Source organism: Methylobacterium sp. UNC378MF, assembly GCF_900103195.1.
GTDB lineage: Bacteria > Pseudomonadota > Alphaproteobacteria > Rhizobiales > Beijerinckiaceae > Methylobacterium.
The window spans coordinates 159,187-173,861 of the sequence record NZ_FMWU01000005.1 but is presented as its reverse complement, the minus strand read 5'-3'; the positions used below and the strand labels follow the sequence as shown (position 1 = coordinate 173,861).

The 14,675-nt window shown below is 70.6% G+C and carries 15 protein-coding genes; 10 read left to right on the top strand and 5 right to left on the bottom strand.

From position 1 onward, the window contains the following. Window positions 1-178: 178 nt before the first annotated feature. The 3 genes from BLT59_RS07165 to BLT59_RS07155 all read right to left on the bottom strand — a co-directional run bounded on the left by BLT59_RS07165 (window position 179) and on the right by BLT59_RS07155 (window position 2,506). Window positions 179-961, bottom strand: a complete 783-nt coding sequence (locus BLT59_RS07165; RefSeq protein WP_091777924.1) for a DUF1194 domain-containing protein — start codon at window positions 959-961, stop codon at window positions 179-181. Between the two features lie 309 nt (window positions 962-1,270). Next, window positions 1,271-1,495: a hypothetical protein gene (locus BLT59_RS07160; RefSeq protein ID WP_012320868.1), complete on the bottom strand. Its 225-nt coding sequence runs from the start codon at window positions 1,493-1,495 to the stop codon at window positions 1,271-1,273. 297 nt (window positions 1,496-1,792) lie between these two features. Then, entirely contained in the window at window positions 1,793-2,506 is a 714-nt protein-coding gene (locus tag BLT59_RS07155; protein ID WP_091777922.1) for an SIR2 family NAD-dependent protein deacylase, read from the bottom strand. Between the two features lie 120 nt (window positions 2,507-2,626). Here BLT59_RS07155 and BLT59_RS07150 point away from each other — a divergent pair, with 120 nt between their 5' ends. The 8 genes from BLT59_RS07150 (at window position 2,627) to BLT59_RS07115 (ending at window position 11,027) form a co-directional block, all read left to right on the top strand. Beyond that, window positions 2,627-3,187 (top strand): isochorismatase family protein, encoded by a 561-nt coding sequence (locus BLT59_RS07150; RefSeq protein ID WP_091777920.1) that lies wholly within the window; start codon window positions 2,627-2,629, stop codon window positions 3,185-3,187. Then, window positions 3,184-4,278, top strand: coding sequence for a GlxA family transcriptional regulator (locus tag BLT59_RS07145; protein ID WP_091777918.1), 1,095 nt, complete (start codon window positions 3,184-3,186; stop codon window positions 4,276-4,278). The genes BLT59_RS07150 and BLT59_RS07145 overlap by 4 nt, the downstream gene beginning before the upstream one ends. 237 nt (window positions 4,279-4,515) lie before the next feature. Continuing rightward, window positions 4,516-5,943 carry a dihydropyrimidinase gene (gene hydA, locus BLT59_RS07140; protein WP_091777916.1) on the top strand — a complete coding sequence of 476 codons (1,428 nt, stop codon included), beginning with the start codon at window positions 4,516-4,518 and terminating at the stop codon, window positions 5,941-5,943. Between the two features lie 49 nt (window positions 5,944-5,992). Continuing rightward, window positions 5,993-6,988, top strand: a complete 996-nt coding sequence (locus BLT59_RS07135; RefSeq protein ID WP_091777914.1) for an ABC transporter ATP-binding protein — start codon at window positions 5,993-5,995, stop codon at window positions 6,986-6,988. A 17-nt stretch (window positions 6,989-7,005) separates the two neighbouring features. Continuing rightward, window positions 7,006-8,268: an ABC transporter substrate-binding protein gene (locus BLT59_RS07130; protein ID WP_091777912.1), complete on the top strand. Its 1,263-nt coding sequence runs from the start codon at window positions 7,006-7,008 to the stop codon at window positions 8,266-8,268. Next, window positions 8,265-9,269 carry an ABC transporter permease gene (locus BLT59_RS07125; RefSeq protein ID WP_244513891.1) on the top strand — a complete coding sequence of 335 codons (1,005 nt, stop codon included), beginning with the start codon at window positions 8,265-8,267 and terminating at the stop codon, window positions 9,267-9,269. The genes BLT59_RS07130 and BLT59_RS07125 overlap by 4 nt, the downstream gene beginning before the upstream one ends. Window positions 9,270-9,271: 2 nt before the next feature. Further along, window positions 9,272-10,159: an ABC transporter permease gene (locus BLT59_RS07120; protein WP_091777910.1), complete on the top strand. Its 888-nt coding sequence runs from the start codon at window positions 9,272-9,274 to the stop codon at window positions 10,157-10,159. A gap of 184 nt (window positions 10,160-10,343) precedes the next feature. Beyond that, on the top strand, window positions 10,344-11,027 hold the full coding sequence (locus BLT59_RS07115) for a 50S ribosomal protein L25/general stress protein Ctc (protein WP_091777908.1): 684 nt from the start codon (window positions 10,344-10,346) through the stop codon (window positions 11,025-11,027). Between the two features lie 70 nt (window positions 11,028-11,097). Here BLT59_RS07115 and pdxH read toward each other — a convergent pair whose 3' ends face one another. After that, the gene (gene pdxH, locus BLT59_RS07110; protein WP_091777906.1) at window positions 11,098-11,721 is read right to left on the bottom strand and encodes a pyridoxamine 5'-phosphate oxidase; all 624 of its coding nucleotides are present in this window, start codon (window positions 11,719-11,721) and stop codon (window positions 11,098-11,100) included. 92 nt (window positions 11,722-11,813) lie between these two features. Here pdxH and BLT59_RS07105 point away from each other — a divergent pair, with 92 nt between their 5' ends. Then, window positions 11,814-12,305: an RT0821/Lpp0805 family surface protein gene (locus tag BLT59_RS07105; protein WP_091777904.1), complete on the top strand. Its 492-nt coding sequence runs from the start codon at window positions 11,814-11,816 to the stop codon at window positions 12,303-12,305. A 61-nt stretch (window positions 12,306-12,366) separates the two neighbouring features. Here the strand turns inward: BLT59_RS07105 and BLT59_RS07100 are convergent, their stop codons facing one another. Continuing rightward, window positions 12,367-12,666: a hypothetical protein gene (locus BLT59_RS07100; RefSeq protein WP_091777902.1), complete on the bottom strand. Its 300-nt coding sequence runs from the start codon at window positions 12,664-12,666 to the stop codon at window positions 12,367-12,369. A gap of 344 nt (window positions 12,667-13,010) precedes the next feature. On the opposite strand from BLT59_RS07100, the gene BLT59_RS07095 reads away from it, so the two are divergent. Then, complete coding sequence (locus BLT59_RS07095) at window positions 13,011-14,627, top strand: glucosamine inositolphosphorylceramide transferase family protein (protein ID WP_091777900.1); 1,617 nt, start codon at window positions 13,011-13,013, stop codon at window positions 14,625-14,627. Window positions 14,628-14,675 lie beyond the last annotated feature (48 nt).

The following is a 14,675-nucleotide window of genomic DNA, read 5'->3' as shown; positions in this document are numbered from 1 at the left end:
CCTCGACATTTCCAGCGGTCCAACCCTCCACCCTCATCCTGAGGTGCCGGAGTGCAGCGGAGGCCTGGATGAAGCCCTTCAGAGGCCACGCGATCACTGGAACTCTCCTTTGAGGCCCGCTGCGCGGTCATCTCAGGATGAGGGGGAGGGTTGGACGAACGTCTGTCCGGCCCTGCCCCTATCGCTCCAGCGCGCTGATCTCGATCACGAACTTCCGCCGCAGCGCCCGCGAAAAATCGCCGTAGCCGGCGGCCGCCAGCAGGAACGCCCCCGGGCCGCCGAGGACGTGGGCGCGGTACCATTGCTCGAGGCTGGTGCGGTCCTTCGGCAGCGGCGTCGGAAGCAGGCCGTAGCCCGGCGCCCGGTAGGCGCCGGCCCCGACCACGTCGTTCTCGCCGGGCACGAGGATCGGCAGGCCGTTCACGGTGGCGCCGGTGGCGAGCAGCGCCGCGTGGGCCTCCGCGAGACCGTCAGCATCGGTGCAATTGTCGATCCCGTCCCCCGAGACGTCGATCACCACGCGTTCGGCCGGTAGTGGCAGAGCCGGCAGCACGCCGGCCGTGACCGTCCGGAACATCTGCCCGAGGCAGGTGAATTCGCCCGCCTGCCGCGGCGTGGCCCGGACCAGAGCGGCGACGGCCGCCGCGTCGTCCCGGCCGGCGATCCGCCGCCAGCCGACGGCGAGATGCGCCCGGTCCGCCCAGGTCACCATCGCGAACAGGATCCCGCCCGGATTTCCGGTGATCGCGCCGATCACCGACGGATCTTCGAGGGCCTCGGCGACGCCCTCCATCTGCAGCCGGAAGCGGACGTCGTCGACGGATTGCGACACGTCGACCGAGACGACCAGTGCGGTGGCAACACTCTCGGGTGCGGCTGCGGCCGGCGCGAGCCCGAGGAGCAGGATGCCGGCGAACCGCGGCACGCCGCGGCGGATCCATCCCGATCCCGTCCGCTTCATCGGCATCGGCGCCCCTGGAAGGCGCGGCCCTGCGGCCGTCGCGCATCCGTTAGGCCATGTTTCGGCATCGCGCGAAACCGGCCTTTTGGGGGGCCTCGCGAGGTCCCGCCGGTCGGGCCGACGCGCGGACGGAATCCCGAATGCGCGTCGGCAGGTCTCGATCGGGCTCGAAGCCCGGCCCCGGTGAGGAAGGAAGGTTCACTCCGGCGGCGATGTCCCGCTCATCTCGGAGGTGACCCGTCCGCCGGCCCCATCCCTAGGCCGGCCGCGGGGCAGTCGAGGGCAGCCTCAGCCGCCCCGGAGGGTGGTTCAGGCCGCCGCGGCGGCGAGCGCGTGCGGGTTGCCGTTCAGGCCGGCGCAGAGATCGTCGATCTCGGCGAGGTCCAGCGCCTCGCCGGCCCGGCCGGCGATGGTGTCGATCAGGTGATCCTGACGGGGATCGAACGGATGCCCCTGCATCCGGTAGAACTGGTAATAGCGCAAAGCCGCCAGAACGGTGTCACGCTCGCGGTCGGTTACGGTGAAGTGCTGCATGGGTAGTTGCTTCCCCTTGTGGCTTCAACGAACGCTCGGGTGGGCCGCGACGCCGAGCCCAAGCTTGACTGTTGTAACCCGTGGGCAACTGCCCGACCAGTTCTTGACAGCTCGCGGGGACGTGATTCGCGTCATTTAAGATTTTGATCCTTGCCCGAGACGGCAGGCCGCGGATCGAAAATTGTTTTCTTCACAACAACTTGTCTGATGGGGCCGTGGACAGCGCGCGGCCTGATCCGTCCGTGGCTCGCCCTGGATCCCCTCGGGGACCCGCGCCACTGCCGGTCCGGCGCCTGTCTAAAGGCCGAGCTCGGCCAGGTAGCGCGGCAGCACGGCGCTCGCCGGCCCGTAGCGGGCGTCGTCGAAGGCGGCGGCATTGTCGGACGGCTCCAGGTTGATCTCGCAGGTGGGGATGCCGAGGACCCGGGCCTGCCGCACGTAGCCCGCCGCCGGGTAGACCGCGCCCGACGTCCCCACCGCCACGAACAGGTCCGCCTTGGCCAGCGCCGCCTCGACCGCGTCGAGGTGCATCGGCATCTCGCCGAACCAGACCACGTCCGGCCGCATCCGGCCCAGCGTGAAGCAGGCGGGGCAGCGATCCGCCCGGCTCAGATCGGCGTGCCAGGGCGTGACCGAACCGCAGGCGCAGCAGCGCGCCTTGAGCAGCTCGCCGTGCATGTGGGTGACCGCCCGCGAGCCGGCCCGCTCGTGCAGGTCGTCGACGTTCTGCGTGCACAGGAACAGCCGCCCGCCCCGCGCGGCGCACCGCGCCTCGGCCTGCGCCAGGGCGCGGTGCGCCGCGTTCGGCTCGGCCGCGATCACGCCGCGGCGGCGATGATCGTAGAAATCGAGCACCGTGTCGGGGTCGGCCGCGTAGGCCTCGGGGGTGGCGAGCTTCATCGGGTCGAACCGCGCCCAGATGCCGCCGCGGTCCCGGAACGTGCCGAGCCCGCTCTCGGCCGAGACGCCGGCCCCGGTCAGCACGAAGATCGTCTTGGGATGGTCCGTCACACGCGACTCCTGTTCGCCTGAGAATGGCCGGATATGTCCGCTGGTTGGCGGTGCGGTTTCTTTCCCGCTGCGTCCGACCGGTGAATGCTGCGGCTCGCTTCACCAAGCGGGAGACACGAAATGTCCCATGTTGCGCTGCTGGTCATCGATGTCCAGGAATCCTTCCGGCACAGGCCCTTCTGGAACGACGCCGATGTCCCACCCTTCACCGAGCGCCTGCAGACGCTCATCGACGGTGCCGCCGCGCGCAAGATCCCGATCCTGCAGGTCTTCCACGTGGCCGAGAGCGGCCCGTTCTCCCGCGCCTCCGGACATGTCCGCACCCTGGAGCCGGTCGTGATCGCGCCGACGGCCTTCTTTCACAAGCGCCGGCACAGCGCGCTGGTCGATACGGGATTGTCAGACTGGCTGACGCAGCACGGCATCCGCCGGCTGATCGTGTCGGGCATCCGGACCGAGCAATGCTGCGAGACCACGACCCGCCACGCCTCCGACAGCGGCTGGGAGGTCGATTTCGTGAGCGAGGCGACCCTGACCTTCGCCATGACCCATCCGGACGGCCGCCGGTTCAGTGTCCACGACATCAAGGCCCGCACCGAACTGGTGCTGACGGACCGGTTCGCCCGCATCGCCACCGTGGCGCAGGCCCTCGCCGCCCGGGACCTGCCGGTCGCCACATGAGCGGAATGGCGCGGCGCATCGCATTTCTCGTCATCCTGCCGCCGCGCACGCTGCTGCTCGACCTCGCCGGCCCATTGGAGGTCCTGCGGATTGCCGGCACCGTCCAGGATCGGGTCGGCTTCGCGGTAAGCTACGCGGCGCCGCAGGGCCTCACCCGCTGCTCGATCGGCCTCGATCTGGGCGGCGCCGGGACGCTGCCGGCGACGATCGCGGATGGCACGGTCGTGCTCCTGCCGGGCTCGGCGACGCGGGTGCTCGGCGATGCGCCGGACCGGGCGGAGGATGCCGCCGCCGAGGCCGAGATCGTCGCGTGGCTGCGCGCCGTCATCCGGCCGGGCCATAGCGTGGTGACGGTGTGCGAGGGCGCGCTGCTGGCGGCGCGGGCCGGACTTCTGGACGGCTACGCCTGCACCACCCACCATGCCAGCTGCGAGCGCCTGCTGGCGGCGGCGCCCCGGGCTCGGGTTCTGGAGAACCGCCTGTTCGTGCAGGACCGCGACCGGTTCAGCAGCGCCGGCGTCACGGCCGGCATCGACCTTATGCTTCACCTCGTGGCGGAGTGGGCGGGCCCGGAGACGGCGGTCGCCGTCGCGCGGACGCTCGTCGTGTACATGCGGCGCGGGCCCGACGATCCCCAGCTCTCGCCCTGGCTCGAGGGGCGCAGCCACCTGCACCCGGCGGTGCACCGGGCCCAGGACGCGATCGCCGGCGACCCCGCGCGGGACTGGTCGCCGGCCCTGCTCGGCCGGGTCGCGGGAGCGAGCCCGCGCAACCTCGCGCGGCTGTTCCGGCTCCACGCGGGCATGACGGTGACGGACGCGGTCAACCGGTCCCGCATCGCGCTCGCCCGGGACCTGATCGCCCAGAGCGATCTCGGCCTGGAGCAGGTCGCCGAGCGGGCCGGCTTCGGCTCCGCCCGGCACATGCGGCGGGTGTGGCGGCAGTTCCACGCGGCGGCGCCGTCGAGCCTGCGCTCCGGATCCTCGGATGAGGCGTCCGGGCCGGTCATCCCGCAGCCTGTCGGCCGAGGTCCTGCACTGAACCCCTCGGAGCACCCGTCCTTGCGAGCGGAGCGAAGCAATCCAGGATAGCGCTCCGCTTACCGGCGTCGCGCAGCCCTGGGTCACTTCGCTGCGCTCGTGATGACGGGGAGAGCGACGACGGCCGAAGTCTTCGACCGGAACCGCGTGCGTCAGGCCGTTCCGCTCGCACGGCCCGCTGGACCCGAACGGCTGCCTGTGACCTCCTGCCGTGCCGACCCGTCCGCCCGAATCGGCGCGGACCGTGCATCGGCCCGGCGCGCCCGACGGCGCGGAGGAGTGAGCGGCATGCCCGAATTCGACCTTGCCATCCGGGGCGGTACGGTGGTCACGGCGAGCGACACGGTCCGGGCCGATATCGGCGTGCGCGGCGGCCGGATCGTCGCGGTGGCCGAGGGCATCGCCGACGCCGCCCGGGTGATCGACGCCTCCGGCCTGCTGGTCCTGCCCGGCGGCATCGACAGCCACGTCCACATCGCCCAGGAATCCGGCCCCGGCATCGTCATGGCCGACGACTTCGCCAGCGCCACCCGGGCGGCGGCGGCCGGCGGCAATACCTGCGTGATGCCCTTCGCGCTCCAGCCCCGGGGTGCCTCGCTGCGCGGGGCGGTCGACGCCTACCGGGCCAGGGCCGAGGGTCAGTGCCACGTCGACGTGGCGATCCACATGATCATCTCGGACCCGACCGAGGCGGTGCTCGGCCAGGAGCTGCCGGCGCTGGTGGCCGACGGCTACACCTCGTTCAAGGTCTTCATGACCTACGACGACCTCGTGCTGAACGACCGCCAGCTCCTCGACGTGTTCCACGTCGCGCGGCGGCAGGGTGCCCGGGTCATGGTCCACGCCGAGGGCTACGACGCGATCCGCTACCTCAGCGAGCGGCTGGAGCGGGCGGGCGAGACCCGGCCCTACGGCCACGCCCTGTCGCGCCCCGAGGTGGTCGAGCGGGAGGCGGCCCACCGGGCGATCAGCCACGCCGAGCTGATCGACCTGCCGATCGTGATCGTCCACGTCTCGGGCCGCGAGGCCACCGAGCAGATCGCGTGGGCGCAAGCGCGGGGCCTGAAGATCCGGGCCGAGACCTGCCCGCAATACCTGACCCTGACGGCCGAGGACATGAAGGGGCTCGGCCAGGAGGATCCCATGGCGGGGGCGAAGTACGTCTGCTCGCCGCCGACTCGAGACGTCGAGAGCCAGGAGGCGGTCTGGTCGGGGATCCGGCGCGGGATCTTCGACGTGGTCTCCTCCGACCATTGCCCGTTCCGCTACGATGACCCGCAGGGCAAGCTGAACCCGCGCGGAAAAACCTCCTTCCGCTGGATCCCGAACGGCATCCCCGGCATCGAGACGCGGCTGCCGGTGTTCTTCTCGGAAGGGGTCTCGAAGGGGCGGATCAGCCTCAACCAGTTCGCCGCGCTGACCGCCACGAACCACGCCAAGCTGTACGGGCTCTACCCGCGCAAAGGCTCGATCGCCCCGGGCTTCGACGCCGACCTGACCCTGTGGGATCCGAGCCGTCGCGAGACCATCCGCCAGGCGAACCTGCACCACGGCTCCGACTACACGCCCTGGGAGGGTTTTGCGGTGACCGGCTGGCCGGTCATGACCATCGCGGGCGGGCAGGTCATCGCCGAGGACGGCCGGGTCCTGTCCGAGCCGGGCCGCGGGCGTGTGCTCGACCGGGCGGTCGATCCGGCCGAGCGGCGGGAGGCCTGAGGGCGACCCTGGCCCGCCGCTTGCCTGCAGCCTCCGGGGGGAGCACCGCATGGATGTCGAGCTGATCGGCCTGACCAAGCGCTACGGCGCGGCCACCGCGGTCGACGGCATCGACCTCAAAGTGCCGTCCGGCGCCTATTGCTGCCTGCTCGGCCCCTCCGGCTGCGGCAAGACCACGACGCTGCGGATGATCGGCGGCCACGAGCGCGCCAGCGCCGGCGACGTGGTGATCGGCCCGAAGGCGGTGGGCGACGCGGCTCCGGCCGCGCGCGGCACCGCTATGATGTTCCAGAGCTACGCGCTGTTCCCGCATCTCGACGCGCGCGACAACGTCGCCTTCAGCCTGAAGATGCGCAGGATCGGCAAGGCGGAGCGCCGCGCCAAGGCGATGGCGATGCTCGACCTCGTGCAGATGGGCCACCTCGCCGGGCGCCTGCCGGCCCAGCTCTCGGGCGGCCAGCAGCAGCGCGTGGCGCTCGCCCGCGCCCTGGTCACCGGCCCGAAGGTGCTGCTGCTCGACGAGCCGCTCTCGGCCCTCGACCCGTTCCTGCGGGTGCGGATGCGGGTGGAGCTGAAGCGGATCCAGACCGAACTGGGGCTCACCTTCATCCACGTCACCCACAGCCAGGAGGAGGCGATGGCGCTCTCCGACCTCGTGGTGGTGATGAATGCCGGCCGGATCGAGCAGGCCGCCGACCCGCGCACCGTGTTCGAACGGCCGGCCACCGCCTTCGTGGCCCGGTTCATCGGCGGCCATAACGTGATCCGGCTGCCCGAGGGGCTCGTCGCCGTGCGGGCGGACCGGATGCGCCTCGGTGCGGAGGCCGGCCCCGCCGCGCTGCCGGCCCGGGTGGTGGCGGTCGAGTACCAGGGCACCAGCGTCCATGTCGGCCTCGACGCCGACGGGTTGGAGCGCGCCCCCGAGAGCCCCGCCACCCTCACGGCAATCGTCAGGGATGCGGAGTTCGCGGCCCGCCCGCTGCGCCCCGGCGACACGATCCCGGTCGGCTGGGATGCGGCCGCCGCCCACTACCTCGACGCGTAACAGGTACGGAGACGACCATGGACCTCCCCTCGAAGCCGAGCCGGCGCACGCTCCTGAAGGGGGCCGCGGCGCTGGCCGCGACGCCGGTGACCGGCTTCCCGGCGGTGCACGCCGCCGAGCCCGTGACCCTGCGCTACCTCGGCACCGCGGTGAACCAGTCCGCCGATATCGCCAGGAAGGTGAAGGAGGATCTCGGCATCACCATCGAGTACATACCGGTGGTGACCGACGAGGTGACCAAGCGGGCAGTCACCCAGCCGAACTCCTTCGACCTGATCGACACCGAGTATTTCAGCCTCAAGAAGATCCTGCCCTCGGGCAACCTGCAGGGCATGGACGCCAAGCGGATCACCCTCGCCGACAAGATTTCTTCCGTTTTCACCAAGGGCGAGGTGGCGGGCAAGAAGATCGGCGACCAGGGCACCGCGCCCAAGAAGGTCTTCTACCTGGAAGGCCAGGACTCGAAGAAATTTGCCGGCGAACAGACCCAGTGGATCTCGCTGATCCCCACGGTCTACAACGCCGACACGCTGGGCATCCGGCCGGACCTGATCAAGGTGCCCGTCACGAGCTGGAAGGAGCTCCTGAACCCGGCCTTCAAGGGCAAGGCCTCGATCCTCAACATCCCGTCGATCGGCATCATGGACGCCGCCATGGTGGTGGAGGCCACCGGCGACTACACCTACGGCGACAAGGGCAACATGACGAAGCCCGAGATCGACCGCACCATTAAGGTGCTGATCGAGGCCAAACGCGCCGGCCAGTTCCGGGCCTTCTGGCAGGACTTCAACGAATCCGTGAACCTGATGGCCTCGGGCGAGACGGTGATCCAGTCGATGTGGTCGCCCGCCGTCACCAAGGTGCGGGCGCAGGGGGTGCCCTGCACCTACCAGCCGCTGAAGGAGGGCTACCGGGCCTGGGCTTCGGGCTTCGGCATCCCCAAGACCCTGAGCGGCCGGAAGCTCGACGCGGCCTACGACTTCATCAACTGGTTCCTGTCCGGCTGGGCCGGGGCCTACCTCAACCGGCAGGGCTACTACTCGGCCGTGCTGGACACTGCCCAGGCGAACATGCTGCCCTACGAGTGGGCCTTCTGGATGGAGGGGAAGCCCGCCGAGAAGGACATCCTCGGCCCCGACGGCACCCTGATCGAGAAGGCCGGCGCCACCCGCGACGGCGGCTCGTTCGACGCGCGGATGGGCGCGGTCGCGTGCTGGAACGCCGTGATGGACGAGAACACCTACATGGTGCGCAAGTGGAACGAGTTCATCGCGGCGTGAGCGGTGTCGCTTCTCCCCTCCCCCTCGTGGGGAGGGGTGGGGGTGGCGCAGAAGGCACCGCCACGCTCGATCCTGCACCACCCCCACCTCCGGCTCCTCCCCACAAGGGGGAGGAGAGTCGCGTTGCGCCTCTCCGCCGGCGCCGCGCCCTCGCCTACCTCCAGGCCGCGCCGCTGGCCCTCGTCTTCCTCATCTTCCTCGTGATCCCGCTGGTCCTCACCGGGATCGTCTCCCTCTGGGAGTACAACGAGTACGAGATCATCCCGGCGCTGACCCTGCAGAACTACGCCGACGTGTTCGACGGCTGCCTGTCGGCCGACCTCTGCACGACTTTGCGCACCTACATGTCGACGGTGAAGTTCGTCGTGCTGACGCTGGCGATCACCCTGCCGCTGGGCTTCGCCATCGCCTACTTCCTGGCCTTCCACATCCGCTCCGGCACGGTGCGGATGGGCCTGTTCCTGCTCTGCACGATCCCGTTCTGGACCTCGAACGTGATCCGCATGATCTCGTGGATCCCGCTGCTCGGCCGCAATGGCCTCGTCAACGACACGCTCCGCACCCTCGGGCTGATCCGCGCGCCGATCGACGGTCTCCTCTACTCCGACTTCGCGGTGGTCCTGGCCTTCGTGCACCTCGACACGGTGTTCATGATCGTGCCGATCTTCAACAGCCTCGCGCGCATCGACCGGCGCCTGATCGAGGCGGCGCGCGACAGCGGCGCGTCCGGCGCGCAGATCCTCTGGAACGTGATCCTGCCGCTCGCCAAGCCCGGCATCGCCATCGGGACGATCTTCGTGACCACCCTGGTGATGGGCGACTTCGTCACCGTCGGCGTCATGGGCGGCCAGCAGATCGCCAGCGTCGGCAAGGTGATCCAGGTGCAGATGTCCTACCTGCAATTCCCGGCCGCCGCCGCCAACGCCGTGGTGCTGCTCGCCGCCGTGCTGCTGATGATCCTGGGGCTCACCCGGATGATCGACCTCCGGCGGGAGCTGTAGCGATGGACCAGCCCCGCGGCCGCGCCTTCTACCTGCTGGCGGCGGTCTTCGCCCTCTACGTCCTGTTCCTCTACGGGCCGACGCTGACCATCCTGGCCCTCAGCTTCCAGGGCCCGTCCGGTGGCCTGACCTTCCCGATGAACGGCGTCTCCACCCACTGGTTCGCCAAGCTGTGGGCGGGCGTCGGCGTCGTCGATATCTGGGCGGCCTTCCGGCGCTCCCTGGCCCTCGGCCTCGTGGTGATGGCGCTCACCGTGGGAATCGCGTTCTACGCCGGCCTCGCCTTCCGGAAGGGATTTCGCGGGGCCGGCCTCGTCTTCGCCCTGGCGGTGTCGAGCCTGATCGTGCCCTCCATCGTGGTCTCGCTGGGCATCGGCCTGGAGTTCCGACTCCTCGACGACGGCATCAAGGTGCTGGCTGCCGCCACCGGCTGGGAGTTCCTGCAGGATCACGGCACGCTGATGGGCCTCTACACGTCGGCGCTGGGCGCGCACCTCACCTGGACGCTGCCCTTCGGCCTGCTGATCATGTTCGCGGTGTTCAACCGGTTCGACCCGGCCTACGAGGAAGCCGCCCGCGACCTCGGCGCCAGCGGCCCGCAGACGCTGCGCCACGTGGTGGTGCCGATCCTCGCGCCCGCGCTCGTGGGCGTGGCGCTGTTCGGCTTCACCCTGTCGTTCGATGAGCTCGCCCGCACCAGCCAGGCGATCGGCGGCCGCAACACCCTGCCGCTGGAGCTGCAGGGCCTGACCACCACGGTGACGACGCCAGAGATCTACGCGCTCGGCACGGTCACCACGGCCGTCTCGGCGCTGGTGATCGGCACGGCGCTCGGCCTGACCCTGTGGCTGCAGAAGCGCCGGGCGCGGCGGGCGCTCGCCGGCCTGTGATCGATGCCGGACGGCCGGGCCGCCATGGGGTCGGCGGCGCATTGCCAATCCGCCCCCATCCGTGTATGCGCACGGCGCGCCCCCGAGACACCCTTGGAGGCAGGGGCGCGCCGGGAAGGATGTGGCCGCCCGCCAGAGGCGGCCTTTTCATTTTCCGGCTCCAGCAATCGTAAAGGATCACGCCATGAGCGCTGTGAAGACGCTTGAGGCCGTGGCACGCGACCGGGTCGGCAAGGGGGCCGCCCGGGCCGTTCGTCGCCAGGGCCAAGTTCCCGCCGTCATCTACGGGGGCGGCCAGCCGCCGCAATCCATCGCGGTCGACCTCGTTCGCACCCGAACCCTGATCTATGCCGGTGGGTTCAAGACCACGCTGTTCGAAATCAACGCGGGCGGCAAGAAGGTCCGCGCCATTCCGCGCGACTTCCAGCTCGACCCGGTGACCGGCGTGCCGCTGCACGTCGACTTCCTGCGCGTCGTCTCGGGCCAGACCGTCACGGTCGAGGTGCCGGTGCACTTCGTCAACGAGGACGCGGCCCCCGGCATCAAGAAGCTCGGTGGCACCCTCAACATCGTGGCCCACACGCTGAGCCTCGACGTCGCTCCCGACCAGATCCCGGACGCGATCGAGGTCGACCTGACCGGCCGCGCGATCGGCGACGTCATCCACGTCTCCGACATCAAGATCCCAGCCGGCACCTACACCGGCGAGGCGACCGACCCGGTGGCCAACATCGTGCCGCCGACCGTGCTGGGCGCCGAGGTCGAGGCCGAGGAGGCTGCCATCGCCGAGGCGCAGTCGGCCGGGGCCGCCGAGGAAAAGGCCGAGGAGGCCTCCGAGGACGAGAAGAAGGACGGCGAGGACGCCTGAGCCTCGTCGCTGCCTGTCAGGCGAAGCGAGAGCCCCGGCCCTGCCGGGGCTCTCTTCGTTTCTGCTGTGGTCAGGGATAGAGCCGCGCCCGGCTCCAGCCCTCGCCGGTCCGGGTGAAACGAACCCGGTCGTGCAGGCGGAAATCGCCGTTCTGCCAGAACTCGATGCTCACCGGCGCGATCCGGAATCCGGTCCAGTGCGCGGGCCGGGGGATCGGCCCGTCCCCGTAGCGCTCGGACAGCTCCGCCACCGCTTTCATCAGCGTGGCGCGGTCGGCGAGCGGGCGGGATTGCTGGCTGGCGATCGCGCCGAGGCGGCTCTCCCGGCGACGACTCTGGAAATAGGCATCCGCCTCCTCGGCGGTCACCGGCGCGATCGGTCCCCGGGCCCGCACCTGCCGGCGCAGGCTCTTCCAGTGCAGCACCAGGGCCGCCTGGGGGTTCTGCGCCAGCTCCTCGCCCTTGGTGGACTGGGTGTTGGTGTAGAACACGAAGCCGCGGGCATCGAAGCCCTTCAACAGGACCATCCGCACGTCCGGAAGGCCGTCCGACCCGGCGGTGGCGAGCGCCATCGCGTTCGGATCCTCGGGCTCGGCCGCCTCGGCCTCCGTCATCCACGTGGCGAACAGCGCGACAGGGTCTTCGCTCAGCGTGAAGTCCACGCGCTTCGGGTCATCGGTCCTTAACTGATCCACGCCAAGACTCCTGCCTGCCGCGTCCAGGGCCTGAGGGGGCACCGACATCGGCGTGTTCGGTCGAGCGAATAGCCCGTCGTGAGTCAGGTGTAATGCGGCGATGCGCGTGTAAAGGGCCAAGCCGGCGGTCGCGCATCTGCGCGTCCGTGTCGGGCCTGGCGATGGCGATGGCCCTGTGCGGCTGCGGTCAGCCGCTGCTGGTCTTCCGGGGCGATCCTCCAGCGGGGACGCCCGTGGTCGAGGAACCGACCGTGACCGGCAGCATCGAGAAGCGGCCTGTGGGTTTCGGGGACGACCTCGCCGAGGAGGATTGGCGCCGAGCACGCGCCGCCCTGAGCGTCGCCCTGGATCCGCAGGGTAACGGGCGCCCGGTAAAATGGGACAATCCGGACACGGGACTTCACGGGTCGATCAATCCGACCGGACTGCCCTTCGTCTCGGATGACCTGATCTGCCGCAACTTCCTCGCATCCGTGATCGGATCGAAACGCAGCCGCTTCGTCCGCGGCACCGGATGCAAACTCTCGGGCGGACCGTGGACGCTCAAGCGCGTCCGGACCGCGAGCGGCGCCGGACACTCCTGAACCATACGGTCAAGCGGCTTCCCCCTGCCATCACGGCAGCGGGAGAGCCGCAGCGCCGCTCTTAGTAGGGCTGGCCGTAATAGGGCCGCATGCGGAGACGCGGCTGTGCCGCCGGCGGGGCGGCGTAGCGGGCCGCAGCCTCCGGATCGTAGGTGCGGATATACGGGTCGAGGGCCGGATCGCGGTAATTGCCGTTGTTGACGCCAGCCGAGCGATCATTGCCGCTCAGCGCCGCGTAGGGCGAGAGACCGCTGCCGCTATCGCCGCCGCCGCCACCACCGCCGCCCCAGGCGAAAGCCATCCCCGGAACGGCGGCGAGGAGCATCGCCGCGAGGGGCATCATCAGCGTCTTGCGCGTCATGTCCTGATCTCCGCACCACGTCATTGTCTGGCGAACGGTCCAGCTGGAGGTGGGGTTCCCCTGCGCGAACCACCATGGCGTCGCGACATTGTATCACCGGCTTCCAACACGCGTTTATCTGATGCGGTGAATTTCGCTTTTTCCGGTTCACCGCCCAGAAATCGCCTCGTGCGTTAAGCTTGTACCGGTAGACAGCCATCCGGCCGTGCTTGATCGTGGCGCGGCGTAACAGCATTCGAGCCTGCGGCGACCGTATCGACGGCCGACGTCGGGCGCATCCCAGGTCTTGCCGCCGTGAACGTCGATACGAAACCCGGCATGCGAGGCGTGAGGCCGGCCGGCTGATGGAGCGGGCGATCGGAGGCGCGGACTGGCCGTCGGCGGCCGGCGGTCGGGCTCCCGCCCGGGCGGAGCCGTCGACTTCCGGGACGCCCGCCCGCATCCGGACCGTCACTGTGCGGCTCGACCGCCGGGCGCTACGCGGCTGGCACATCCGCCTCCTCGACCATCTCGGGCAGCGGCCTGACCACCGGATCCGGGTCGCCTGGGTCGATCATGCGGAGGGTCTGCCGCCGAACGCGGAACTGCTGTTTCGACTGGAAGCCGCCATTCACGGTCTGCCGCGGCCGGGTCTGGCCACCGCGGCGGAACCGGTGGCACTCGCCCCCTACGAGGCCATCCCCGATGGCGAGGAGCCCCGCGGGAGCGACGCCGACCTCGTCCTCGACCTCTCGGGCAGTCCCGCGGAACCGGGATCGGAGCCGGCCTGGCGGCTCGATTACGACGGGATGCCGGGTGAGGCGGGCCTCCTCGCCGCCCTGTTCACCCACGGCGCGCCGGTGGCGGCCCTGCGCGGGCCGGACGGAAAGCCGGTGGCGATGGGGCGCCTGGGCGCGGAATCGCATACGGTGATGCTCGCGGCCTTCGAAGGCTACCTCGCGCGGACCATCACGCTGATCCTCGCCGCCCTCGACGGCGCCGCCTCGACGGAGCTTCCCGACGGCGCCGGGGCGCCCCTTCAGCCCGCAATCGCCTACGACCTCGGCGGCCTGGGCGCCCGGCGGCGGGCCGCCGGGGGGCTGGCCCGGCAGATCGCCCGCAGGCTCTACGCCCTCTGCTTCCACGGCCCGCACTGGCGAGTGGGCTGGCGGCGGATCGTCGGCCCCGACCTGATCGACCTGCGTCGGCATCCCGAGGGCGGCTGGCAGGTCCTGCCTGACGACGGACGGCGCTTCTACGCCGATCCCTTCGCGATCGCCCGCGACGGCGCCGTGACGCTGTTCGTGGAGGAGTTCGACTACCGCCGCGGCAAGGGTGTCATCGCCGCGGTCGGGTTCGGGGCGGACGGGCCGCGCGGCCGGCCGGAGCCGGTCCTCGAACTGGAGACCCACCTCTCCTACCCGTTCGTCTTCGAGGCGGACGGGCAGGTTTGGATGATCCCGGAATCCCACGCCTCCGGCACGGTCGACCTCTACCGGGCCACCGACTTCCCGCGCGGTTGGGTCCACGAGGCGGTGCTCCTCGACGGCGTAGTGGCCGGGGATGCGACCCTGCTGCAGCACGGCGGCCGCTGGTGGATGTTCGCCACGGTTCGGGCGGGCGGGGGCAGCTACTCCGACACCCTGCATCTCTGGCACGCGCCGCATTTCCGTGGGCCCTGGACTCCCCACCGGCACAACCCGGTCTTGATCGATATCGGTTCGGCCCGGGCCGCGGGTCCGATCGTGGCCCGCGACGGCGGCCTGATCCGGCCCGTCCAGGATTGCCGCCAGGGCTACGGCGCGGCGCTCGGGCTCGCGCGGATCCTGCGCCTCGACGAGGAGGCTTACGCGCAGCAGGTCGAGACGCGCCTGTGCCCCGGCGCGGCCTGGCCCGGCACACGCCTGCACATGCTGAGCGCGGCCGGCGGCTTCGAGTTCATCGACGGCTCGCACCGGGCCCGGGCACGGCTCCCGGGTTGAGCCCGGGCCAACCGCGGATGGAGCACCCGCGGGGACCCCGGTGCCGAA